The organism is Salipiger sp. IMCC34102 (assembly GCF_004145405.1).
In the GTDB taxonomy this organism is placed as follows: Bacteria; Pseudomonadota; Alphaproteobacteria; order Rhodobacterales; family Rhodobacteraceae; genus Loktanella.
Map to the genome: position 1 here is coordinate 167,692 of NZ_SELQ01000001.1, position 24,448 is coordinate 192,139.

The following is a 24,448-nucleotide window of genomic DNA, read 5'->3' on the forward strand; positions in this document are numbered from 1 at the left end:
GGGCCGGGATCGGCGCCCGGGTTCGCGCTACCAGACGGCCCTGACCCATGTGCGGGGCAGGGCCGCGAGCGACAGCACCATGATCGGACCCCAGATTAGCGCGGTCGAGGCGCTGAGCCGTCCGAAGAAGACGGCATTGCCCCACAGGCCAAGGTCGACGATCCGGTCCAGCGGGATGCCCTCGCGCAGGTAGAGCGCGAGGAAGAACGCCGCGGCGAGGGCGGCCAGCGTGAAGGCGGACAGGACCGCGTTCAGCACCAGGGGCCAGGCCCCTTCCGGCAGGACCATCGAGTAGATCTTCGGCACCAGCCAGGCCAGGAACCCCAGCGCCATCGCGGGAAGGACCAGGCCGCCGAGCACGGTCGCCCGCCCCCTAGAAGTTGGAGGCGAGCTGGTCGCGTTGCGGCGCCCGGTCGTTTGCCAGCGCTTCGTCGCCCAGAAGCTCGTCGGAGCTGATGCGCCGTGCGGGCTGCTCGACGCCGCGACCGAAATACTCGGGATCGACCCGCAGCGATTCGGCCTCGGAACGGATGTTGATCGTCATCGGCACCGTGACGTTGTTGTAGAGGTGGATGATGTCGTGGTTGAACATCCGGATGCAGCCCGCGGAGCCGGAGTTGCCGATACTTTCCAGATCGTTGGTCCCGTGCACGCGGTAGTAGGTGTCGCGTCCGTTGCGATAGATATAGAGCGCACGCGCGCCCAGCGGGCTGCGCAGACCCCCCGGGATCCCGCCGCGGAAGTCGCCATAGACCTCCGGTTCGGTGTTCAGCATGTTCTGGGTCGGCGTCCAGCCCGGCCAGGCCTTCTTCTGCTGGATCGTCGCCAGTCCCGACAGGGTACGCCCCTGACGCCCCACGCCCACAGGATAGCGCGTGGCGGTGCCGTCCATCTTCACGTGGTAGAGGAACTTGGCATAGGGGTCGACGTCGATGGATCCCTGCGGCGCCTCACCGGTATAGATCCCCTCCATCCGGCGGTTGATGCCTTGTGTATATTCCAGCGGCACCGGCGGCAGGTCGTAGCCTGCGTCCTGCAGCGGCGGATACTCCGGCAGGAAGTTCGGCGCGGCGATCTGCGGTTCGCTGACCGGAACGGTGGGGGTGCAGCCGGCAGCGGCGGAGCCCAGCAGCAGGGCGCCGAAGCCACGACGGGAGAGGGTTTCGGTAAAGCTCATGGGTCATTCCGTGATGGTGGATCGGCTTACGTCTTAACACTGAAACGGCGATAGGCAAATCGCCGCGCAGGGTCGTGACCTTTGCATCGCTTGCGGAAGCGACCCGGGGCGGTCATTCTCCCCTCATGGGCGATCTTGCGGGACAAGCTGCTATCGTGACGGGCGCAGGTACGAGTTGCGGCGCCGTCATCGCGCGTGCGCTGGCCGCCGCGGGGGCGCGTGTCGTGGTGGCGGACCGCGATGTCGAACGCGCGGCGCGCCTCGCCTCCGAGATCGGGGGCGACGCGCTGGAGGTCGACCCTTGCAGCGACACCTCCGTCGGAGGCCTGGCCTACCATGCCGCCGACCTGCTGGACGAGGTCGATATCCTGGTCAACATCCTCGACGCCGCATGCAGACCCGCGATGGCGGCGCATCCGGGTGCGGCGGGGTTCGACCAAACCATGACCGGCAACGTCGAGGCGATCTCCCTCATGGGACGCCATTTCGGACCGGGAATGAAGGCCCGCGGTCGCGGCACGATCCTGAACGTGATCCCGAGCGGGGATAATGCCCGCACCGATGCCATGACCGCCGCGACCCAAGCCATGGCGGCGGACCTCTCGCCGCACGGCGTGCGCGTCTACGCCCTGCGGCTCATGGGCGACGACGCGCCTCGCCTGCCCCGAACGCGGGGTTTCGAGGTCGCGGTGCCCATGGATGCCGACGCCTCAGCACTGCCCCGGGAGCTTGGCGCCGCGGCGGCCTTCCTGTGCACCGAAGCCGCCTCGATCCCCACCGGCCGGGCGCTTCACGTGGACGGGGCCAGATTCACATGAGCCGGATCGCCGATCGCCTGATGCGTTACCTCAAGCGGCGCGGCCTGCGGGATGCAAGGAAGCTGATCCCGTCGGAGCCCACGCGCGAACCACGCCCGGAGCCACCCGCCCCGACCCCGCCCGGTACGCTGCGATTGCATCTTTTCGGTGCGAACTTCGACAGCGAAGCCCAGGCGCTCGCATTCTGCACTGGCACGGAGGACGCGCCCAGCGAGCTGACCCGCCAGCTGACCGGTGCCTACGTGGACCCCTCCGAGGTGGAGGTCATCCATAGCCCGATCACCCCGCGCCTGTCCGAGTTCCTGACCGAGCCGGAGATCGACGACGTCGAACTGCGCCTGGCCGGTGACACCACGCTGATCCTGCTGACCGAACACGCCTTCGGCGGGCTGCCCTACACGCTCGACGATACCCGCGACCTGACCTACCTGGGCGAGATCACGGTGCGGGTATGATGCGCAACCTGCTGACCGACGTGGCGGGCCTGCAGGTGGGGCACGCTCAGGACGCGGGCCTGAAGTCCGGCGTGACGGTGGTGACGGCCGGAACACCTTTCACCTGCGGCGTGCATGTCATGGGTGGCGCGCCGGGCACCCGCGAAACGGATCTTCTGGCCCCCGACAAGACGATCCAGGAGGTCGACGCGCTCGTTCTGTCCGGCGGATCGGCGCTGGGCCTTGACGCCGCGAGCGGGGTCGCCAATGCCCTGCGCGCCCGGGGCCGCGGGGTCGAGGTCGCAGGCCAGCGCGTGCCGATCGTGCCTGCCGCGATCCTCTTCGACCTGGCCAACGGGGGCGACAAGGGCTGGACGGTGAACCCCTACGCAGCCCTCGGCGCGGCCGCGCTGGAAGCGGCCGGTTCGACCCCGGCCCTTGGGTCGGTCGGTGCAGGCACCGGGGCCACGACGGCAACCTTGAAGGGCGGATTGGGGCAGGCTTCGATGCAACTGGCGGACGGGACGACGGTCGCCGCACTCGTGGCCGTCAACGCGCTGGGATCGGCGACGGTGGGACAGGGTCCGCACTTCTGGGCCGCCCCGTGGGAACGGAAGGACGAGTTTGGCGGCCATGGCCCTGCTCTGCGGATACCCGACGGTCCGCCGCCCACGAAGCTCGATGCGCGCAATACGACGCTGGGCATCGTCGCGACCGATGCGGCCCTGACCAAGGCCGACTGCACCCGGCTGGCCACCGTCGCCCACGACGGCTTCGCCCGCGCGCTGGTGCCGAGCCATACGCCGATGGACGGCGACCTGGTCTTCGCATTGTCCCACGGGGAGCGCAGCGCCGATCCCGTGGCCTTGTCCCATGCGGCGGCCACCGTCACCGCCCGGGCCATCGCCCGCGCAATCTACCACGCGACATCGGCCCCCGGCGACCTCTTGCCCACCTACACGGACCTGCACGGCGGCTGATCTTCCTCCGGGCCGAAGATATCTCTTGGAGCGCGAGAGACAGCGCCTCTCGGCGTGCACCGCAACGCAGAGCACGGTTTCCTAAAGCGCGCGTCCAGCTTATATCGAAATCAATTGCAATCGCGTCATGAAGGAGCGCCCCATGCTCGACCAGACCACCGACCTCGCCTCGATGCTGACCAACCCCGATCTGTTGTGCCAAAAGGCCTATGTCGCGGGGGAATGGGTCGATGCAGGCTCCGGCAAGACCATCGACGTGGTGAACCCCGCCCGGGGTGACGTGATCGCCACCGTCCCGGACCTTACGCGCGAGGAAGTGGCCCGCGCCATCGCCAGCGCCGAGGAAGCGCGCCACGCCTGGGCCGCGCGCACCGGCAAGGACCGCGCCGGGGTCATGCGCAAGTGGTTCGACCTGATGATGGCCAACCAGGAAGACCTCGCGATCATCATGACGGCGGAGCAGGGCAAGCCGCTGACCGAAAGCCGGGGAGAGGTCGCCTACGGTGCCGGCTTCGTGGAATGGTTCGGCGAAGAGGCCAAGCGCATCTACGGCGAAACGATTCCCGCCCACCAGCCGAACGCCCGCATCACGGTCATCAAGCAGCCCATCGGCGTCGCCGCCGCGATCACGCCCTGGAACTTTCCGAACGCCATGATCGCGCGCAAGGTCGCCCCGGCGCTGGCCGCCGGCTGCGGCTTCGTCGTGCGCCCCGCCTCGCTCACACCGCTGTCGGCGCTGGCGATGGCCAAGCTCGCGGAAGACGCAGGCGTGCCCAAAGGCCTCTTCAGCGTCGTGACCTCGAACGACAGCTCCGGCATCGGCAAGGAGTTCTGCGAGAACCACACCGTGCGCAAGCTGACCTTCACCGGCTCGACCGAAGTGGGTCGCATCCTGCTGCGCCAGGCCGCCGACCAGGTGATGAAATGCTCGATGGAGCTTGGCGGCAACGCGCCCTTCATCGTCTTCGACGACGCCGACATCGACGAGGCGGTCAAGGGCGCCATCGCCTGCAAGTTCCGCAACAACGGCCAGACCTGCGTCTGCGCGAACCGCATCTACGTCCAGAAGGGCGTCTACGACGAATTCGCCGAGAAACTGAAAAAGGCCGTCGAGGCGATGAAGGTCGGCGACGGTTTGGAAGAGGGCACCGAACTGGGCCCGCTGATCGAGCCCAAGGCCAAGGAGAAGGTCCGCGAGCACATGAAGGACGCCGTCGAGAAGGGCGGCACCGTGATCCTGGGCGGCGAGGAGCACGCGCTCGGAGGCCAGTTCTTCCAGCCCACAATCGTCACCGGGGCCACGCAGGACATGCTCGTCGCCACCGACGAGACCTTCGGACCCTTCGCCCCGCTTTTCGCCTTCGAGGACGAGGACGAGGTCATCAAGATGGCCAACGACACGATCTTCGGCCTCGCCAGCTACTTCTACGCCAAGGATCTCTCCCGCGTGGTGAAGGTGCAGGAGGCGTTGGAGTACGGCATCGTCGGCGTGAACACTGGCATCATCTCGACTGAGGTCGCCCCCTTCGGCGGCGTCAAACAGTCCGGCCTCGGCCGTGAAGGCAGCCGCCACGGGATCGAGGACTACATGGAGATGAAGTACATCTGCACCGCCATCTGACCGGGCGGGCTCGGCTCGGGCCCTGCCCTGGTACAAAATGATGCTTCAGGAATGCCCGGATCGCATGCAAGCGAATCGGGCATTCCTCGTTTTCACGCTTCCGTTCTTCGGTTCGCTGCACGAAACACCAAACACTCGAACGAAAGAATTCACAAACGCTTTATTTCCATTTTGGAAACAGCCTGTCCTGGCAACGACCAGACGTTTGAACAAGAAAAACACGCCAAGATTGAATTGATACCTGTCGCGCGTAAGCGCTTATAGATTGAGGCATTTTTGTGACCGCGCCGCTTGCCGACATAAATCGTTAAAAAAAGGTTAATGCGTGGGTGATCTTATCAGGACCCCGCCAGCTTCCGCCCTCCCCATAATTAGTAATTGATTCACTTTCGGCCTCAGCCAACGGTTGATGAGAGGTATCGATCTGCACGTTTTGCATGTTAACTTTTTGGAGGTGGCGTCATGCAACAGATTACGAATTTCGATCAAACCGTAACGCTCAACGCTGACTTGGAGGTCGTGAACACCAACGACCTCAGTCTGCTGAATTTCATCGGCCCATCGCGGGATGTCGAAAACATCTCGGCCGATGACAGCGATGGACTCTTGGAAAACGGGGACGGAGTGACCGTCACGTCCACTGACGGTGACGGTGATACCGTTTCCCGGGATGGCACCTACATCGGTGACGCGACGATCACGACCGCCTCGGTCGAACTGAATGCCCTGCTTGTTGGGCTCAATATCCAACTCAACCCGATCGAAGGAGAATTGATACAATACGACGACGGCAGCCTTGGCTTCATTTCCGAAGACCCCCTGACCGACGCGCGTCTTGGCGTAACCGCGGACCTGACAGTCGCGGGAATAACCACGACCTTCGAAGGAGACCTATCCGAGCTCGATGACTTTCTCGATGAACAAGGCGTTCTCGGCGCTCTTCTTGGTAATATCACCGACCTGACCCAATACGTCCTCGATACCGCAGTCGTCACGGTGGACGTCGATGCGACCGGGACATTGGTCGTCTGTTTCGCGTCCGGCAGCATGATCCTGACCCAGGCGGGAGAGACACCGGTCGAGGCGCTTGCGGTGGGCGATAAGGTCATCACCCGGGACCACGGCGCGCAAAGCGTCCGCTGGATCGGGCGGCGCAACCTGTCGGCAAGCGTGCTCGAAGCCAATCCCAACCTCAGGCCGATCCGGATCAGGGCCTGTGCTTTCGGCCCCGGCCAGCCCGCGCGGGACCTGATGGTTTCCCCCCAGCACCGCATACTGGTGACGTCACGGATCGCCGAGCGGATGTTCGGGTCCCGCGACATCCTCGTTGCCGCCAAGCAGCTTCTGGACCTCGACGGAGTGGAGATCGCGACCGATGTCGAAGAGGTGGAATACATCCATTTCCTCCTCGACCAACACGAGATCGTCTATTCGGAATGGCTCGCCACCGAGAGTCTCTTTACCGGTCCGCAGGCTCTGAAATCCCTGAGCTGCGAGGCGCGGTTTGAACTTCTCGCCCTCTTCCCCGAACTGATGCGACCGGATCACCTGCCCGCAAGTCCGGTGCCGCTTGCCCCCGGCAAGAAGGCGCGTCGGCTCGTGGAACGGCACCGCAAGAACCGCAAGCCGGTCCGCTCCACCGGGCCGGACCGAGAGGTGTCACCTCGACCCGACGTCTCCGCTCCCGTTCCGACCTGAAACGCCGCGTGATCCCGACAGGTCCATCGCCAGCACCGACGATGGACCGCCGCGGCCGCCCGGATTGCCCGATTGCGCGTGTCGCACCAGCCTTGTAGAAGCCGTACCGAATGCGACGATACGTCTCGATATGCGGCATCTGAAAGGCTTTCCATGCGCGCGCCATTTCCCGAGGGGGAACAGCAAAGACTGAAGGCCGTGGCCGACTACGATTATGCCGCCGAACCGGAGGATACCGATTTCGCCGACATCGTGGCCCTCGCCTCGGCCATCTGCGAAACCCGCGTGGCGCTGGTCTCTCTCGTCGACGAAGATCGCCAATGGTTCAAGGCGGGACACGGCACCGATCTGACCGACACCTCGCGCGACGAGGCGATCTGCGGCCACGCGCTGTTGCAGGACGACATCCTCGAGATCGAGGATACCATCGAGGACCCGCGTACCTCCGATAACCGGATGATCGTGCACGAGAACAAGTTGCGCTTCTACGCGGGTGCCCAGCTTCGGACGCCCAAGGGGCTGCCGATCGGCACGCTCTGCGTCCTCGACGACAAGCCGCGCCGCCTGACCGATCTGCAACGGCAGGCGCTTCGCACCCTGGCCGATCAGGTGATGACCCAGCTGGAACTGCGCCGCACCCTGCGCAACCAGGAAATCCTGCGCCAGGAGATGGACCACCGCGTCAAGAACTCGCTGCAGACCGTGCAATCGCTGATCCGGCTCTACAGCGGCAAGGTGAAGGACACCACCGCGCAAGAGGCATTCTCGGCCGTCGATCGCCGCCTGACCGCCGTGATCGCGCTGCACAAGGAACTGCACCAGTCCAGCTCCGTTGCCCAGATCCGCGTGCAGCCCTTCCTGCGCGGCATCCTCAGCCACCTGCGCGAGACCTGCCCCCCCGACGTCGTCATCGAAGCCGAAGTGGCCGATTTCGAACTTGCCTCCACCGAAGCCACGGCGCTGGCCGTCGTCCTGTCGGAATGCGTGGCCAACGCGATCAAGCATGCCTTTCCGCAAGGCCGCGCGGGCCGGATCTCGATCGAGTGCTGCTACCTGCCCGACGGCACCGTGCGGATGCGGTGCCGCGACGATGGCGTAGGCGAGGGTGCGGCGGAGCCTACCTCGATGACCAGCCTCGGCCAGCGGATCATGCGCGCCTCGGCCCAGCAGATCGCGGCACGGCTGACGCGCGACGAGATGGAGACCGGCTACAGCGTCACGATGACCTTCAAGCCGGTGACGCGTGCCTAGGGCAGTTCTGCCGCGGGAATGACCGGGAAGAACACCCCGCCCGAGCGCAGGCCGAACCACGCCTCACCCTCGTGCTGCGCCGTCTCGCCAAGATCGATCAGCCGGTAGAAGCTCTTGCGGTCGATGAGCGCCTCCAGGTTGCGGCGCACCAGCACGTAAGGCGCGGGCTCTCCCGTGTCGGGATCGCGTTCCACCCGGATCGGGGCATCGGGACCGGCCGTGGTCTTGTCCCCGACGTTGGTCTCGAACACCAGATCGTCGCCGCGCCGCTGGAAATCGATTGCGACGAAAGGCGCATCCTCGACCGTGATGCCGACCTTCTCGACCGGGGTCACGAGAAAGTAATCGTCCCCCTCGCGCTTGAGGATCGTCGAGAAGAGCCGCACCATTGCCGGCCGCCCGATGGGGGTGCCTTCGTAGAACCACGTCCCGTCGCGCTTGATCACCATGTCCAGATCGCCGCAGAAATCGGGGTTCCACTTGTCGACCGGCGGCAGTCCGCCGGCCTTCTGGGCCTTGCCGGCCGCATCGGCGAGGCTTTGCGCGCTGGGTGTCACGGAAGTTTGTGGGGTGTCGCGCTTTGTCATTGGGGTGCCCTGCGATAAGTGCTGTTATGACCCACGTAGCAGTGCGAAGGAAATTGTCATGGCGGAAAGCGGCGACCTGGTGGACCGGATCGAGGGTCTGGGCGAAAGGCTCGGACAGGCCCGGGCGTCGATCGCGGCGCGCTTCCTGGGCCAGGACCGTGTCGTCGACCTGACGCTGACGGCGCTGATCTGCGGCGGGCACGCGGTGCTGATCGGCCTGCCGGGCCTGGGCAAGACGCGGCTGGTCGACACGCTCTCGACCGTGATGGGCCTGGACGGCAACCGCATCCAGTTCACGCCGGATTTGATGCCCGCCGATATCTTGGGCTCCGAGGTGCTGGAAACGGCGGCCGACGGGGGCCGCGCCTTCCGCTTCATCGAAGGTCCGATCTTCTGCCAGCTTCTGATGGCCGACGAAATCAACCGCGCCAGCCCCCGCACACAATCCGCCCTGCTGCAGGCCATGCAGGAAAAGGAGGTCACGATCGCGGGCGCACACCGCAAGCTGGGCCTGCCGTTCCACGTGTTGGCCACCCAGAACCCCATCGAGCAGGAGGGCACCTACCCCCTGCCCGAGGCGCAGCTCGACCGGTTCCTCGTGCAGATCGACGTGCCCTACCCCGACCGCGCGACCGAGCGGGACATCCTGATCGCCACCACGGGCGCCACCGAGGCGCAGGCCAGCGCCATCTTCACCGCGCAGGAATTGTTGGACGCGCAGGCGCTGCTGCGCCGGATGCCGGTGGGCGACACCATCGTCGAGATGATCCTCGACCTCGTGCGCGCCTGCCGTCCCGGCCCCGAGGCCGCGCGAGAGGTCAACGACGCCGTCAGCTGGGGCCCCGGCCCGCGTGCGTCCCAGGCCCTGATGCTCTGCGTGCGCGCGCAGGCGCTTCTGTCGGGCCGCCTTGCCCCCAGCCCCGAGGACGTGCGCGCGATGGCGGGTCCCGTCTTGAAGCACCGGATGGCGCTGTCCTTCGCGGCCCGCGCCCGGGGCGTGGACCTCGACGCGTTGATCGACGGGGTGGCCGCCGACATCACCCGGACCGCCGCCGCCGCATGAGCGATCCGATCGCCCTTCGCGCGCGCGCCGAAGCGCAGGCCAGCGCCCTGCCGCCCCTGCTGGCCGCGGCAGAGCATCTGGCCTCGACCGTCATCCTGGGCGATCACGGACGGCGGCGTGCGGGCACGGGCGACACGTTCTGGCAATATCGCCCCGCGCAATCCCACGACACCGCGCGCAGCATCGACTGGCGCCGGTCCGCCCGGTCGGATTCCGCCTTCGTGCAGGACAAGGAATGGCAGATCGCGCAGTCGGTGGTCTTCTGGGTCGATCAGGGCGCCTCGATGCGTTTCGCCTCGACGGAGGCACTGCCGACCAAGGCCACGACTGCCCGCACGCTGGCCCTGGCCTGCGCCATCCTGCTCAACCGCGGGGGGGAGCGGATCGGCCTCACCGGTGCCGCCCTTCCGCCTCGCCGCGGCACGGCCCAGATCGCCCAGATGGCCGCCGCCCTGTCGGACGACGATCCGGCCGATTACGCCCATCCGGAGACCCGGGGCCTGATGCCCCACAGTCGCGCCGTCTTCGTCTCGGACTTCCTGTCGGACCTGGCGCCGATCGAAGCGGCGCTCACCCGCGCCGCCGATCGAGGCGTCCGTGGTGCGCTGGTGCAAATCCTCGACCCCCAGGAGGAGGGCTTCCCCTTCGATGGCCGCACCGTCTTCGAATCCATGACCGGTGCCCTGCGCCACGAGACCCTGAAGGCCCGAGACCTGCGCGACCGCTACCTGAACCGCCTCGCCGCCCGCAAGGATCGCCTCGCGTCCCTGGCCCGCACCACGGGCTGGCAGTTCACGACACAGCATACCGACGCACCCGCCACGCAGGCGCTCTTGTGGCTCTACGCCGCGTTGGAGCAGCCCGCATGACCGCCACCTCTTCGGCGCACCACAAAAATCGTCTTCCGCCACGCCGCCCCCTTCTTCTGGCTAGAAATATCCCGGGGGTCCGGGGGCAGCGCCCCCGGCGACTATCTCCATGACCGCCCTCGCCTTCACCGCCCCCTGGCTCCTCCTCGGCTTGATCGCCCTGCCGATCCTGTGGCTTCTGCTGCGCGCCGTGCCACCCGCCCCGGTCCGCCGCCGCTTCCCCGGCGTCGCCCTTCTGTTGGGCCTGACCGACCGCGACAGTCAGTCCGACCGCACGCCGTGGTGGCTGCTCTTGCTACGGCTGCTCGCGGTCGCAGCGATCATCATCGGCTTCGCCGGACCGATCCTGAACCCGCAGGAGGAGCGCACCGGCACCGGTCCCCTTCTGATCGTCCTCGACGGGACCTGGGCCGATGCCCGCGACTGGCCCACCCGGATCGACCGCGCACGCACCGCCCTGAACGATGCCGCGCGCGCGGGTCGGCCGGCCGCCGTCGTGACGCTGACCGATCCCCCGGCCGAGATGCCTGCGTTCCAGCCGGCGCAGGCGATGGCCCAGACCTTGCCAAACGTCACCCCGGCGCCCTTCGATCCCGCGCCCGAGGCCCTGAGCGATTTCGCGCAGGCCCTTGATGGCGCCTTCGAGACGCTGTGGATCAGCGACGGGCTGGCCCGTGACAGCCGCGATGCGCTGACCCGCGCCTTCGAGGCGCATGGCACGCTCCGCGTCGTCCAGACGCCGCGGACTACCGTGGCACTGCGCCCCGCGCGGTTCGAGGGCGACGAGATCGCCCTCTCGGTCGCCCGCACGCCCACGGGGCTGCCGCTCACGGTTCCGATCCAGGCCATCGGCCTTGATCCCGCGGGCACAGAGCGCGCATTGGCCGCCGTCGACCTCGATGTGCCGGCGGGGGAAGCGGTGGGTGAGACGCTCCTGTCCCTGCCGCCCGAGTTGCGCAATCGCGTGACGCGCTTCGCCGTGGCGGGCGTGCGTTCTGCCGGGGCCGTCAGCCTGACCGACGACGCGCTGCGCCGGCGCGAGGTCGCGCTGATCTCGGGCGGCGACGCCGACGAAAGGCTGGAGCTTCTGTCGCCGCTGACCTACCTGCGCGAGGCGCTGGAGCCGACCGCCGATCTGATCGACGGCACGCTGACCGATGTCCTGCTGGCGAACCCCGACGTGATCGTGCTGGCGGATGTCGCGAACCTGTCGGGCGGCGAGACCGACGATCTTGCCGCCTGGGTCGAATCGGGCGGCCTGCTCTTGCGCTTCGCCGGGCCGCGACTGGCCGCGTCCGACGTGGGCCGCACGTCCGAAAACCCGCTTTTGCCGGTGCGCCTGCGCGCGGGCGGGCGCAACATCGGCGGCGCCATGAGCTGGGGCGAACCCAAGCAGTTGGCGCCCTTCGGGGAGGACTCGCCCTTCGCGGGCCTCGCCGTCCCCGAGGATGTGACCGTGAGCGCCCAGGTCGTGGCACAACCCGACCCGACCCTGGCGGAGCGCGTGATTGCAGGTCTCGCGGACGGCACCCCGCTGGTGACGCGCAAGACGTTGGGCGAAGGCCAGATCGTGCTGTTCCACGTCACAGCCAACGCCGAATGGTCGTCCCTGCCGCTTTCCGGCCTTTTCGTCCAGATGCTCGAGCGGCTGGCCGTCTCCACCCGTCCCGAAACACCCGAGGCCGACGTGCTGGAAGGCACGACGTGGCTGCCCCAGGCGCGTCTTGATGCCTTCGGCGAACTGGTCGATGCCACCAGTGAAGCGGGCGTTTCAGGCGAGGTCCTGGCGGACAACACGGCCAGCGCGGATCTGCCGCCCGGCCTCTACGCCTTCGAGGACACCCGCGTCGCGGTGAATGTCGCCGATGCCGAGACCACCCTCTCCACCGCGCAATGGCCTGCGCGCATCGCCGTCGAGGGCCTCGATATCGCCCGAGAGATGCCCCTGAAGGGCTGGCTGCTGGCCGCGGCCCTCGCGCTTCTGGTGGTGGACGTCATCGCCTCGCTCGCCGTGGGCGGCCGGTTGCGTGGACCGCGCGCGGACGTGGCGGCGGCGATCCTGGCGCTCCTCCTTTTCGCACCACGGGACGCTGCGGCACAGGACGACGCAGCGCTCCTGCAGGCGACCGAGGCGGTCACCCTGGCCTATGTCGAGACCGGCGATCCGCGCGTTGACGAGGTGTCGGAGGCGGGCCTGCAAGGACTGTCGAACGTGCTCTTCCGCCGGACCTCGATCGAGCCCGCCCCGCCGATCGGCGTCGATCTCGAGAATGACGAGCTGTCGCTTTTCCCGTTCCTCTACTGGCCCGTGACGCCCGGCCAGCCGGTGCCGTCGCAGGACACCTACGCGAAGTTGAACCGCTATCTGCGCACCGGCGGGATGATCCTGTTCGACACCCGCGACGCGGACACCGCGCGGTTCGGTTCCTCCAGCCCCGAAGGCCAGACGCTGCAGGCGATTGCCGCGGGGCTTGACGTGCCGTCGCTGGAACCGATCCCGGAGGACCATGTGCTGACGCGGACCTTCTACCTGCTGCAGGACTTCCCTGGCCGCACCGCCAGTCGCGATGTCTGGGTCGAGGCGGCCCCGCCGGGGGCCGAACGCGCGGAAGGCATGCCGTTCCGCAATCTCAACGACGGCGTGACGCCGGTCGTGATCGGCGGCAACGACTGGGCCCGCGCCTGGGCGGTCGATGCCTACGGCGACCCGATGTTTCCCGTGGGCCGCGGTCAGGCCGGCAACATCCAGCGCGAATATGCCTATCGCTTCGGGGTGAACCTGATCATGCACGTGCTGACCGGCAACTATAAGTCGGACCAGGTGCACGTGCCGAACCTGCTGGAAAGGTTGGGTCAATGATCGGCTGTCGCACGCGTGGAGGGGTCCGGGTGCCTCCGGCGGAAGTATTTGCGATCCAAAGAAGCCGCAGGGAGCGCGCGTGATGCAAACGGTGGTCCTGGATCCGCTTTTGCCGATGGTGGCGATCTATGCGGTCGGCGCACTCGTCGTGCTGGCCGTGGGGCTGGCCGTATTGCGACGACTGCCGGGTTGGTGGCTGCGCGGGCTGGCCGGTGCTGCACTGCTGGCGGCCCTGCTGAACCCTGCGCTGAGCCGCGAGGAACGCGAGCCCTTGTCCGATATCGTCATGCTGGTGGTCGACGAAAGCGCCAGCCAGCGCATCTCGGAGAGGCCCACGCAGACGCAGTCCGCCGTCGATAACATCCGGGCCGAGGTCGCGACGCTCGAGAACACCGAGTTGCGCATCGTGACCGTGGCGGATGGCGAGGGCGACGCGGGCACGCAGGCGATGACCGCCCTGACCGAGGCCTTGGCCGAGGAGCCCCAGGGGCGCATCGCCGGTGCGCTGATCGTCACCGACGGGCGGATCCACGACCTTGAACGCACGCCCGCGCTCCCCGCCCCGCTGCACGCGCTCGTCACCGGGCAGCCGGAGGACTGGGACCGTCGGCTGGTCGTCGTCGGCGCCCCTGCCTTCGCGATCCTGGGCGAGCCGATCACGCTGACCGTTCGGGTCGAGGACCAGGGCGATGCCCCGACCGACGCGGCGCTCGCGCCCTTGCTGATCAGCATCGACGGCGAGGAGCCGCTTGCCTTCGAGGTGCCGCTGGGCCGAGATATCGAACTGCCCATCGAACTGCCGCACGGCGGCATGAACGTCTTGCAATTCGACACCCCGACGGTCGAGGGCGAATTGACGGATCGCAACAACACCGCGGTCGTCCAGATCAACGGGGTGCGCGACCGGCTGCGGGTGTTGCTGGTCTCGGGCGAGCCGCACGCGGGAGAGCGGACCTGGCGCAACCTGCTGAAGGCCGACGCCTCGGTCGACCTCGTACACTTCACCATCCTGCGCCCGCCCGAGAAGCAGGACGGCGTGCCGGTGGACGAGTTGTCGCTGATCGCCTTCCCCACGCGCGAACTCTTCATGGAGAAGATCGAGGATTTCGACCTGATCGTCTTCGACCGCTACCGTAGGCGGGGCATCCTGCCGACGCTCTACCTCGAGAACATCGCCGAATACGTGCGCACCGGGGGGGCGGTCCTGGTTTCCTCGGGCCCCGAGTACGGCAGCGCCGAGAGCATCTTCCGCTCGCCCTTGCAGACGATCCTGCCGGGTGCTCCGACCGCGCGGGTCTTCGAGGAAGGCTTCACGCCGCAGGTCACCGACCTAGGCGACCGCCACCCGGTGACCGCGGGGCTGGAGGCGATGTCGCCCGGCGAGGACGGTCCCGGTTGGGGACGCTGGCTGCGCCAGCTGGAAGTCGAGGTGCCGGACGGGGCCGATACGCTGATGACCGGCATCGACGACCTTCCCTTGCTGACGCTCGACCGCGTCGGCGAAGGCCGCGTCGCGCTGATCGCCAGCGACCAGAGCTGGCTGTGGGATCGCGGTTTCGAAGGCGGCGGCCCGCAGGCCGAGCTTCTGCGCCGCCTGGCCCACTGGATGATGAAGGAACCGGAACTCGAGGAAGAGGCGCTTTGGGTCGAACCCTCTGGCCTGACCATGCGCATCGTGCGCCGTACCCTGGACGACGCGCCGGGCGAAATCACGGTGACCACGCCCGACGGATCGGATGTCGCGGTGACCTTGGAAGAGGTCTCCCCCGGCCGGTTCGAGACCCTGTGGGAGGCGCCAGAGACCGGGTTCTACCGCCTGACCGACGGCGAGATCGAGACGGTCATCGCACTCGGCCCCGCGGCACCGCGCGAGTTCGAGCAGACCATCGCCACGGGCGCGGTGGTGGAGGAAGCGGTGGATGCGACCGGCGGCGGGATCGTCACCGTCTCGGACGGGGATGTCGATCTGCGCCGCGTGCGCGCCGGTCGGCCCGCGGCCGGGCGCGGCTGGCTGGGGATCACGCCGCGCGGGGCCTACCGCACGGCTGACATCCGGATCACGCCGATCCTGCCCGCCTGGGCCTTTCTGCTGATCGCGGGCCTCCTGGTCGTCGGCGCCTGGCTGCTGGAAGGGCGCGGAACACGGCGGCGCGGCTGACCTGCGACGCCCGTGTCGCTTGTCAGACCCGATCTTCCTGACCTACGCTCGGTCCTCGAGGAGGAGACCCATGCACATGCCCGCCCCCGATGCCCGCGTCATGGATCGCAAGGCCGAGCTTGCCCGTCGCCTGCGCGCTGTCCTGCCAGAGGCCGCCGTCATCGACGATATTGCCGAAACCCGCGCCTACGAATGCGACGGTTTGAGCGCTTACAAGTGTCCTCCCCTGCTCGCGGTGCTGCCGGGATCGACGCAGGAGGTCTCTGCCGTGCTGGCGATCTGCCATGAGATGGGCGTGCCGGTCGTGCCGCGCGGATCGGGGACCTCGCTCGCCGGCGGGGCGATGCCCACCGCCGACAGTGTCGTGCTGGGGGTGTCCCGCCTGACGCAGGTGTTGGAGGTGGATCTGGCCGATCGCCTGATCCGGGTACAGGCGGGCCGCACCAACCTGTCGGTGACCGCAGCGGTGGAGGGCGACGGCTTCTTCTACGCCCCTGACCCGTCGAGCCAGTTGGCCTGCGCCATCGCCGGGAACGTGGCGATGAACTCCGGCGGGGCGCATTGCCTGAAATATGGCGTGACCACGAACAACCTGCTGGGCGTCACCGTGGTCCTGATGGACGGAACCGTTGTGGAACTGGGCGGCGGGCACCTGGACGCCGCGGGGCTCGATCTTCTGGGCGTCGTCTGCGGCAGCGAAGGGCAACTCGGCGTCGTGACCGAGGCCACCTTGCGCATCCTCGCCAAGCCCGAAGGCGCGCGGCCCGTGCTGATCGGCTTCGACAGCAACGCCGTGGCCGGGGCCTGCGTGAGCGACATCATCAAGGCGGGCGTCCTGCCGGTCGCGATCGAGTTCATGGACCGCCCCTGCATCACCGCCTGCGAGGCCTTCGCCAAGGCGGGCTATCCAGACTGCGAGGCGCTGCTGATCATCGAGGTCGAAGGCGCCGAGGCCGAGATCGACCACCAGCTTGCGTTGATCGGCGAGATCGCCCGCCGGCACGACCCGGTAGAGCTGCGCGAGGCGCGCGATGCCGATCAGGCGGCGCGCATCTGGCTGGGGCGCAAGTCGGCCTTCGGGGCGATGGGGCAGATCAACGACTACATGTGCCTCGACGGGACGATCCCGGTCAGCGCGCTGCCTCATGTCCTCGACCGGATCGGCGAATTATCCGCCCGGTTCGGGTTGGAGGTGGCCAACGTCTTTCACGCGGGCGACGGCAACATGCATCCGCTGATCCTGTTCGACGCCAACACCCCTGGCCAGTTGGAGACCTGCGAGGCGATGGGGGACGAGATCCTCAAGCTCTGCGTCGAAGTGGGCGGCTGTCTGACCGGTGAACACGGCGTCGGCATGGAAAAGCGCGACCTGATGGGCGTTCAGTTCTCCCCCGTCGATCTGGAGGCGCAGATGGACGTGAAGGACATCTTCGATCCGCGGTGGCTGCTGAACCCGGCGAAGGTGTTTCCCCTGGAGGCCGCCGCGTCGCACCGGGCGGCCTGAAGCCGCCTCGGAAGCTCGGCATCCAAACCTCCGAGGTATTTTTGGCTGGAAGAAGATGATGACGCCACAAACGGAAGATCAGGTGGTCGAGGCCATTTCTGACGCGAGCGGGCCGCTGCGGGTGCGTGGGTGTGGCACCCGCGGAGTGGTCTCGGCGGGGGCGGACCTTTCGACCCGGGCGCTTTCGGGGATCACGCTTTACGAGCCCGGCGCGTTGACGCTGGTGGTGCGAGCGGGCACGCCGCTGGCGGAGGTCGAGACGGCCCTGGCGGACGAAGGACAGAGGTTGGCCTTCGAGCCTACGGATCACCGGCGTCTGTTGGGAACTTCGGGCACGCCCACCATCGGCGGCGTGGTGGCCGCCAACGTCTCGGGCCCGCGACGGATCTCTGCCGGTGCCTGCCGCGATCACCTGCTGGGGGTGCGTTTCGTCGATGGTGCGGGGCGGGTCGTGAAGAACGGCGGGCGGGTGATGAAGAATGTGACCGGGTACGATCTGGTCAAGCTGATGGCGGGCAGCTTCGGCACGCTGGGTGTGCTGACGGAGGTGTCGCTGAAGGTGCTGCCCAAGCCGGAGCGGGTAGCGACACTCTCGACGCAACGCGGCACGGTGGAAGACGCGGTCGAGGCCCTGTCCCAAGGGTTGGGATCGCCCTTCGACGTCACCGGTGCGGCGGCTTGGCCCGAAGCCGGCGGATGGCGGATGGCCCTGCGGGTCGAAGGCTTCGCCGACAGCGTCGCCTATCGCGCGGGCCGGTTGTCCGACGGGCTGGGCCTTGCGCCGATCGACGACCCCTGGGCCGATCTGCGCGATGTGGTGGCGCTGGCCGATTGCGCGGCGGTGGTCCGCGTCTCTGTCCGGCCCGGCCACGCGGCGCAGGTGCTGGCGGCGGTGGACGCCGAGGTGGTGCAACTCGATTGGGGGGGCGGGCTGATCTGGCTGGGGGGCCCGGACGGCGCAGCCTTGCTGCGGGCCGCGCAGGCCGCCTGTGCCAGGCTCGGCGGCCACGCCAGCGGCGTGAAGGGCGATTTCGGCGAGGTGCCGCGCCGCCAGCCGGAGGCACCCCCCATTGCTGCGATCACTCAAGGACTGCGCGCCAAGTTCGATCCACGCGGGATCCTCAATCCAGGGGCCATGGGCTGATGCAGACGAATTTCACGACGGCGCAGATGGAAGACCCCGCTACCGCAAGGTCCAACCAGATCCTGCGGGCTTGCGTGCATTGCGGGTTCTGTACCGCCACCTGCCCGACCTACCAGGTTCTGGGGGACGAGCTCGACAGTCCGCGCGGCCGGATCTACCTGATCAAGGACATGCTCGAGAACGACCGGGACCCGGACCCGGCGACGGTCAAGCACATCGACCGCTGCCTGTCGTGCCTGGCCTGCATGACGACCTGCCCGTCGGGCGTGCATTACATGCACCTGATCGACCACGCGCGCGCCTATATCGACGCGCGTTACAAACGTCCCTGGCCCGACCGCGCCTTGCGCTGGGTGTTGGGGCGGGTGCTGCCTTACCCCCGGCGGTTCCGGCTGGCCTTGGCGGCGGCGAAGCTGGGGCGACCCTTCGCCCGATTCCTGCCGGATGCGAGGTTGCGCGCCATGCTGTCGATGGCCCCCCGCGCGATCCCGCCGGTGTCGCGCAACGACGACCCGCAGACCTTTCCGGCCCCGCAGCGGCGGATGCGCGTGGCGCTCATGACCGGCTGCGCCCAGCGCGCGCTGAACACCGATATCAACGATGCCACCATCCGACTTCTGACGCGCCTGGGGGCCGAGGTCGTCATCGCCGAAGGCCAGGGATGCTGCGGTGCGCTCACCCATCACATGGGGCAGGAGACGTCCGCCCATGCCTTTGCCGCCGCCAACATCCGGGCCTGGACGGCGCTGGGGCCACTCGATGCGATCGTCGTGAACACCTCGGGCTGCGGGACGACCGTCAAGGACTACGGCCACATGCTGCGGAACGATCCGCTTGCCGAAGAGGCGGCAGGCGTCGCAGCCCTCGCCCGGGACGTGAGCGAAGTGCTGATGGACTTGCTGCCGGTGGATTGCCCGCAGATCGATCCCAGCGTGGCGAAGGGAGCCATCGCGGGCACCGATGCCGTGCATCTGCCTTCGGAGGCGCGGCAGGAGGGCGCGGGCCTGCGGGTCGCCTATCACGCGGCCTGCTCGCTGCAACACGGACAGCAGGTCAAGGCCGCCCCCAAGGAACTTCTCAAGCGTGCGGGGTTCACGGTGCTGGAGCCTGCGGACAGCCACCTGTGTTGCGGTTCTGCCGGAACCTACAACCTGATGCAGCCGAAGATCGCGGGGCAGTTGAAGGACCGCAAGGTGGCGACGCTGGCGGCGCTGACCCCCGACATCGTGGCGGCGGGAAACATCGGCTGCATGATGCAGATCGGCGATGCGGCGGGCGCCCCCATCGTGCACACGGTGGAACTGCTGGACTGGGCGACCGGAGGGCCACAACCGGCGGCACTATCGCGCGCGCCCGCGGCGCCAGCCGTGCCAATCCTGCGCTGATCGGTCATAGCTTGGCCACGTTCGGCCCGTATGGCGAGCGTCGACCGAAGGAGTCCCCGATGCCGCGCCTCGTCCTTGCGATACTCCTGTCCTTCTGCGCCACGCAGATCGTCGCGCAGGACAGCGACCTGCGGCAGTTGTCCACCGCGGATGCCGGGCGCGGCTGGGAATCGGTCGGACGGCTGGACGTGGATCGCGGCGGTTTCTGCACCGCCTCCCTGATCGAGGAGCGGCTGATCCTGACCGCGGCCCACTGCGTCTTCGACGACGACGGCACCCGCATCGCGCCCGAGCGCTTCAGTTTCGGGGCCGGGCTGCGCAACGGTCGGGCCGAGGCGACGCGAACCGTAACGCGGGTGACGGCCCATCCCGACTACGTCCACCGGGCCGACCAGCCGCTTTCGCTGTCGGTGGCGGTCGATATCGCCGTGCTGGAACTCGACCGCCCGATCCGTCAGGGGCGCATCGCACCGTTCACGCTGGCCTCCCAGCCCGCGAAGGGGGCACGGGTCGGCGTGGTGTCCTACGCCACGGGGCGCGCCAATGCGCCCAGCCTGCAGGAGGTCTGCGAGGTCCTGACCTTGCAGGACGGTGTCGTCGTGTTGAGCTGTACGGCCGATTTCGGCGCCAGCGGCGCTCCGGTCTTCTGGATGAACGGAAACCATCCGCGGATCGTCTCGGTGATCTCGGCCAAGGGCAGCGCGCTGGGGCAGCCGGTGTCGCTGGGCACCTCGCTGGCCGCGCCGCTGAGCCGGGTGCTCCAGGCCCATGCAGAAGGGGCCGTGCCGCAGGGCCTGTCGCGCGCCGGCACCGGGGCCAAGTTCGTGCGCCCCTGAGACGCCGATTTTTGGCGCCGGCCTCTCTTGAACGGGTCGCGCAATCTTCCCAGATATCTGTCGTGACGGTGCCGGATCCGGGCCGTCGCGCAACAGGCCGGGTCCGTGAACGGGACGGCCGGACATCGTTATCGCTTGAGCAAAAGGATGACCCAAGATGCGTAACTTCGACCTGACACCCCTCTACCGCGCCACCGTCGGTTTCGACCAGATCGCCGACCTGATGGACCGCGCGCTGGCCTCCGACGTCGGCAGTCAGACCTACCCCCCCTACAACATCGAAAAGACCGAGGATGACGCCTGGCGCATTTCCGTCGCCGTCGCGGGCTTTTCGGACACCGACCTGTCGATCGAGCTGAATGACCGCAGCCTGCTGGTCACCGGTCGCAAGGCGGACGACGACAAGGGCCGCACCTACCTGCACCGCGGGATCGCGACCCGTGCGTTCGAGCGCCGCTTTCACCTGGCAGACCACGTGAAGGTCACCGGGGCGAGCCATGTCGACGGCATGCTGCACATCGATCTGGTGCGCGAAGTGCCCGAAGCGTTGAAGCCACGTCAGATCGCGATCGAAAGCTCTTCCACCAACTCCGACCGGGATGTCGTAAATGCGAAATCGGTCAACTGAACACTGACCGTGGATGAGGGAAAGGCGGGCCGACACGGCCCGCCTTTTTCGTGATTGCCCGAGGGGAAAGGACCCTTCAGAACGTCAGATCGGCCTGGTAGCCTTGATCGGGCTTGGCGTCGGTCAGATTGGCCTTGGCGATCTCGTAGAAGAATTTCAGCCCGCTGTTGGTATTGAACCACGCGCCGGCCATCTTCGGATCGAAGCACAGCAGGCGGACGTCCGGGTCCTGCTCATCCCCGTCGAACCAGGCAGAGGCGACGGCGTTCCAGATCTCGTCCAGCACGGCCTTGTCGTCCGACAGGGAAAGCGTGCCTTCCACGTTGGCCCACAGGCCGGTCTTGGCGTCGCCGATGACGAAGCGCGCCTCCTGCGGGGCGCCGGTCGTGTTCGCGACGATCTCTTCACCGGCCTTGGCGATGAACCAGATCTTGCCGTCGCGCTCTTCGCGCAGCACGGGCGCCATGGGCACCAGTTTGCCGTTGCTGGTCAACCCCAGCATGCCCGCCTGCACATCGTCCACGCGGTCCCAGAAATCTTGCTTGGCGTCGCTCATGGCGGCCTCCTGTCTTGTTGCGGGGGGCAACGCGACGGTGGCGGCTCAGGTTCCTAGTGCGCCTCTGCCCAAGTGGTGCCCTTGCCGCCGTCGACCGCGAGTTTCACGTCGAGGTGCACGGCAGGTGCGGCGGCGCCTTCCATGACCTCGCGCGCCGCCTCGATCAGCCTGTCGGCCGCAGTCTCGTCGACCTCGAACAGCAGTTCGTCGTGGACCTGCAGCAGCATCTTCGCAGGCTGGCCTGCGATGGCGGCGGGCATGCGGATCATCGCGCGGCGGATCACGTCCGCGGCGGTGCCCTGGATCGGCGCGTTGATCGCCGCGCGCTTGGCAAAGCCCGCCTGCGGGCCCTTGGCATTGATTTCCGGCGTGTTGATCCGGCGCCCGAAGAGCGTCTCCACATAGCCGTGGTCCTTGGCGAATTTCACCGTCTCGTCCATGTAGGCGCGGATACCGGGGAAGCGTTCGAAATAGCGGTCGATGAAGCCCTGCGCCTCTTCGCGCGGGATACGCAGGTTGCGGGCAAGGCCGAAGCCACTGATCCCGTAGATCACGCCGAAGTTGATCGCCTTGGCCTGGCGGCGCACCTCCGGCGTCATCTCGTCCAGCGGTACGTTGAACATCTCGGATGCGGTCAGGGCATGGATGTCGACCCCGTCGCGGAAGGCCTGCTTCAGCTCTTCGATGCCGGCGACATGGGCCAGGATGCGCAGCTCGATCTGGCTGTAGTCGAGGCTGACCAGCAGCTTGCCTTCCTCCGCGATGAAGGCCTCTCGGATGCGGCGCCCTTCCTCCGAGCGGACGGGGATGTTCTGCAGGTTCGGATCCGTCGAAGCGAGCCGTCCGGTGTTCGCCCCCGCGATGGAATAGGATGTATGCACGCGCCCCGTCTCGGGGTGGATGTGGTCCTGCAGCGCGTCGGTATATGTCGATTTCAGCTTGCTGAGCTGGCGCCAGTCCAGCACCCGCCCGGGCAGTTCGTGTTCCGTCGCCAAGTCTTCGAGGATGTCGGCCCCGGTCGAATAGGCGCCCGTCTTGCCCTTCTTGCCGCCGGGCAGGCCCAACTCGTCGAACAGGATCTCCCCAAGCTGTTTAGGGCTTCCGACGTTGAACTTGCGGCCCGCGAGCGTCTGGATCTCGTCCTCCAACCCCGCCATCTTCTGGCTGAAGGCGTTGGACATGCGGCTGAGCGTGTCGCGATCGACCTTGATCCCCGCGCGCTCCATCTCCGCCAGCACCGGGATCAGGGGACGCTCCAGCGTCTCGTAGACCGTGGTCACGCGGTTCACGTGCAAATGCGGCTTGAGGTGTTCCCACAGGCGCAAGGTGATGTCGGCATCTTCCGCAGCGTAGGGCACGGCGTCGGCGATGGGCACGCGGTCGAAGGTGATGGCCTTCTTGCCGGTGCCCAGAAGCGGCTTGATGGGGATCGGATTATGGCCCAGGTAACGCTCCGAGAGCACGTCCATGCCGTGATTGTGCAGGCCCGCGAACATCGCGTAGGACAAGAGCATGGTGTCGTCGATGGGCGCCACCGCGATGCCCAGCGCGGCAAGGATCTTGGCGTCGTACTTCATGTTCTGGCCGATCTTCAGGATCGCGGGATCCTCCAGCACCGGCTTCAATGCGGCAAGGCAGGTATCGAAATCCATCTGCCCTTCGGCCAGCGCGTCGGACCCGAACAGATCCTCCGGCCCGGGATCCTTATGCATCAGCGGGATGTAGCAGGCCTGGCCCGCCTCCACGCAAAGGCTGATTCCCACCAGATCGGCGCGCATGTCGTCGAGGCTGGTGGTCTCGGTGTCCACGGCCACGTGACCACGCTCGTAGATCCGGTCGATCCAGACCTGCAGCGCGTCCATGTCGCGCACGCAGTCGTAGGCACCCGTGTCGAAGGGCACCTCGTCGGGCTGGGCTATCTCCTGCGGGGTTTCCGCCTCGATCGCCGGAGGCTCTTCGCCGAGGCTCGCGGCAATGCGCTTGCTGATCGTGCGGAACTCCATCTCGGCCAGGAACCCCAACAGGGTGTCGGGGTCCGGGTCGCGGATCTCCAGGTCGTCGAGGCTGAAGTCGAGCGTCATGTCCCGGTCGAGCTGCACCAGCCGCTTGGACAGCTCGATCTGCGCGCGATGCTCGATCAGGGTCTGGCGGCGCTTCGGCTGCTTGATTTCGTCGGCCCGATCCAGAAGCTCCTCGAGGCTCCCGTATTCGTTGATCAAGAGCGCCGCCGTCTTGATCCCGATCCCCGGCGCGCCGGGCACGTTGTCGACGGAATCGCCTGCCAGCGCCTGCACGTCGACCACCCGCTCGGGGCCGACGCCGAACTTCTCCTCGACGCCCTCGCGGTCGATGCGCTTGTTCTTCATCGGGTCGAGCATCTCGACCCCGTCGCCCACCAACTGCATCAGGTCCTTGTCCGACGACAGGATCGTCACGCGGCCACCGGCCTCGCGGGCCTGGCAGGACAGGGTGGCGATGATGTCGTCGGCCTCGAAACCTTCCATCTCCTCACAGGCGATGTTAAAGGCCCTCGTGGCCTGCCGCGTCAGCGGGATCTGGGGCCGCAGGTCCTGCGGCATCTCCTCGCGGTTGGCCTTGTAGAGGTCGTACATCTCGTTGCGGAAGGTGTGGGACCCCTTGTCGAAGATCACCGCCACGTGGGTCGCGGCATCCGCGCCGGAGTTCCCCTCGATGTAGCGTTGCAGCATGTTCACGAAACCGGACACCGCCCCCACCGGCAGGCCGTCCGACTTCCGCGTGAGCGGCGGCAGCGCGTGGTAGGCGCGAAAGATAAAGGCAGAGCCGTCGATCAGATGCAGATGACAGCCTTTTCCGAAACCGCTAGACATGAGGTATCCTCTCTCTATCGCGAAGGTTCT

20 protein-coding genes are annotated in these 24,448 nt (G+C 67.4%); 15 read left to right on the top strand and 5 right to left on the bottom strand.

Translation table 11 applies throughout. The features are described 5' to 3' along the window. Positions 1-27 precede the first annotated feature (27 nt). Positions 28-360, bottom strand: a complete 333-nt coding sequence (locus EU805_RS00845; protein ID WP_129762052.1) for a hypothetical protein — start codon at positions 358-360, stop codon at positions 28-30. Positions 361-373: 13 nt separating this feature from the next. Further along, a complete protein-coding gene (locus EU805_RS00850) occupies positions 374-1,177 on the bottom strand; it encodes a L,D-transpeptidase (RefSeq protein WP_129762053.1) in 804 nt (267 codons plus the stop codon). Positions 1,178-1,302: 125 nt separating this feature from the next. On the opposite strand from EU805_RS00850, the gene EU805_RS00855 reads away from it, so the two are divergent. The 6 genes from EU805_RS00855 (at position 1,303) to EU805_RS00880 (ending at position 7,979) form a co-directional block, all read left to right on the top strand. After that, entirely contained in the window at positions 1,303-1,995 is a 693-nt protein-coding gene (locus EU805_RS00855; RefSeq protein ID WP_255465850.1) for an SDR family oxidoreductase, read from the top strand. Then, complete coding sequence (locus EU805_RS00860) at positions 1,992-2,450, top strand: hypothetical protein (protein ID WP_129762055.1); 459 nt, start codon at positions 1,992-1,994, stop codon at positions 2,448-2,450. The genes EU805_RS00855 and EU805_RS00860 overlap by 4 nt, the downstream gene beginning before the upstream one ends. Continuing rightward, entirely contained in the window at positions 2,447-3,409 is a 963-nt protein-coding gene (locus EU805_RS00865; protein WP_129762056.1) for a P1 family peptidase, read from the top strand. Before EU805_RS00860 ends, EU805_RS00865 begins: the two co-directional genes overlap by 4 nt. A 142-nt stretch (positions 3,410-3,551) precedes the next feature. Further along, positions 3,552-5,030 (top strand): NAD-dependent succinate-semialdehyde dehydrogenase, encoded by a 1,479-nt coding sequence (locus EU805_RS00870; RefSeq protein WP_129762057.1) that lies wholly within the window; start codon positions 3,552-3,554, stop codon positions 5,028-5,030. 462 nt (positions 5,031-5,492) lie between these two features. After that, positions 5,493-6,728: a Hint domain-containing protein gene (locus tag EU805_RS00875; protein WP_129762058.1), complete on the top strand. Its 1,236-nt coding sequence runs from the start codon at positions 5,493-5,495 to the stop codon at positions 6,726-6,728. Positions 6,729-6,881: 153 nt separating this feature from the next. Beyond that, on the top strand, positions 6,882-7,979 hold the full coding sequence (locus tag EU805_RS00880; RefSeq protein ID WP_129762059.1) for a sensor histidine kinase: 1,098 nt from the start codon (positions 6,882-6,884) through the stop codon (positions 7,977-7,979). On the opposite strand, the gene EU805_RS00885 is transcribed toward EU805_RS00880, so the two are convergent. After that, positions 7,976-8,566, bottom strand: coding sequence for a DUF1285 domain-containing protein (locus EU805_RS00885; RefSeq protein WP_129762060.1), 591 nt, complete (start codon positions 8,564-8,566; stop codon positions 7,976-7,978). The two genes, EU805_RS00880 and EU805_RS00885, sit on opposite strands and share 4 nt — an antisense overlap. Positions 8,567-8,624: 58 nt before the next feature. Between EU805_RS00885 and EU805_RS00890 the strand changes: the two genes are divergently transcribed. The 9 genes from EU805_RS00890 to EU805_RS00930 all read left to right on the top strand — a co-directional run bounded on the left by EU805_RS00890 (position 8,625) and on the right by EU805_RS00930 (position 21,013). Then, positions 8,625-9,629: a MoxR family ATPase gene (locus tag EU805_RS00890; RefSeq protein WP_129762061.1), complete on the top strand. Its 1,005-nt coding sequence runs from the start codon at positions 8,625-8,627 to the stop codon at positions 9,627-9,629. Continuing rightward, positions 9,626-10,498 (top strand): DUF58 domain-containing protein, encoded by an 873-nt coding sequence (locus EU805_RS00895; protein ID WP_129762062.1) that lies wholly within the window; start codon positions 9,626-9,628, stop codon positions 10,496-10,498. Before EU805_RS00890 ends, EU805_RS00895 begins: the two co-directional genes overlap by 4 nt. A 109-nt stretch (positions 10,499-10,607) precedes the next feature. Beyond that, on the top strand, positions 10,608-13,358 hold the full coding sequence (locus tag EU805_RS00900; RefSeq protein WP_129762063.1) for a DUF4159 domain-containing protein: 2,751 nt from the start codon (positions 10,608-10,610) through the stop codon (positions 13,356-13,358). A gap of 82 nt (positions 13,359-13,440) precedes the next feature. After that, positions 13,441-15,516 (top strand): hypothetical protein, encoded by a 2,076-nt coding sequence (locus tag EU805_RS00905; protein ID WP_370318150.1) that lies wholly within the window; start codon positions 13,441-13,443, stop codon positions 15,514-15,516. 70 nt (positions 15,517-15,586) lie between these two features. Next, positions 15,587-17,020: an FAD-linked oxidase C-terminal domain-containing protein gene (locus tag EU805_RS00910; protein ID WP_129762065.1), complete on the top strand. Its 1,434-nt coding sequence runs from the start codon at positions 15,587-15,589 to the stop codon at positions 17,018-17,020. A gap of 58 nt (positions 17,021-17,078) precedes the next feature. Next, complete coding sequence (locus EU805_RS00915; protein ID WP_129762698.1) at positions 17,079-18,164, top strand: FAD-binding protein; 1,086 nt, start codon at positions 17,079-17,081, stop codon at positions 18,162-18,164. Then, positions 18,164-19,549: a glycolate oxidase subunit GlcF gene (gene glcF, locus EU805_RS00920; protein WP_129762066.1), complete on the top strand. Its 1,386-nt coding sequence runs from the start codon at positions 18,164-18,166 to the stop codon at positions 19,547-19,549. Before EU805_RS00915 ends, glcF begins: the two co-directional genes overlap by 1 nt. 59 nt (positions 19,550-19,608) lie before the next feature. Beyond that, positions 19,609-20,385, top strand: a complete 777-nt coding sequence (locus EU805_RS00925) for a serine protease (protein WP_129762067.1) — start codon at positions 19,609-19,611, stop codon at positions 20,383-20,385. 157 nt (positions 20,386-20,542) lie between these two features. Next, positions 20,543-21,013: an Hsp20 family protein gene (locus tag EU805_RS00930; protein ID WP_129762068.1), complete on the top strand. Its 471-nt coding sequence runs from the start codon at positions 20,543-20,545 to the stop codon at positions 21,011-21,013. A gap of 76 nt (positions 21,014-21,089) precedes the next feature. Here EU805_RS00930 and EU805_RS00935 read toward each other — a convergent pair whose 3' ends face one another. Beyond that, positions 21,090-21,569 (bottom strand): pyridoxamine 5'-phosphate oxidase family protein, encoded by a 480-nt coding sequence (locus EU805_RS00935; RefSeq protein WP_129762069.1) that lies wholly within the window; start codon positions 21,567-21,569, stop codon positions 21,090-21,092. Positions 21,570-21,622: 53 nt separating this feature from the next. Continuing rightward, complete coding sequence (gene polA, locus EU805_RS00940) at positions 21,623-24,418, bottom strand: DNA polymerase I (RefSeq protein ID WP_129762070.1); 2,796 nt, start codon at positions 24,416-24,418, stop codon at positions 21,623-21,625. Positions 24,419-24,448 lie beyond the last annotated feature (30 nt).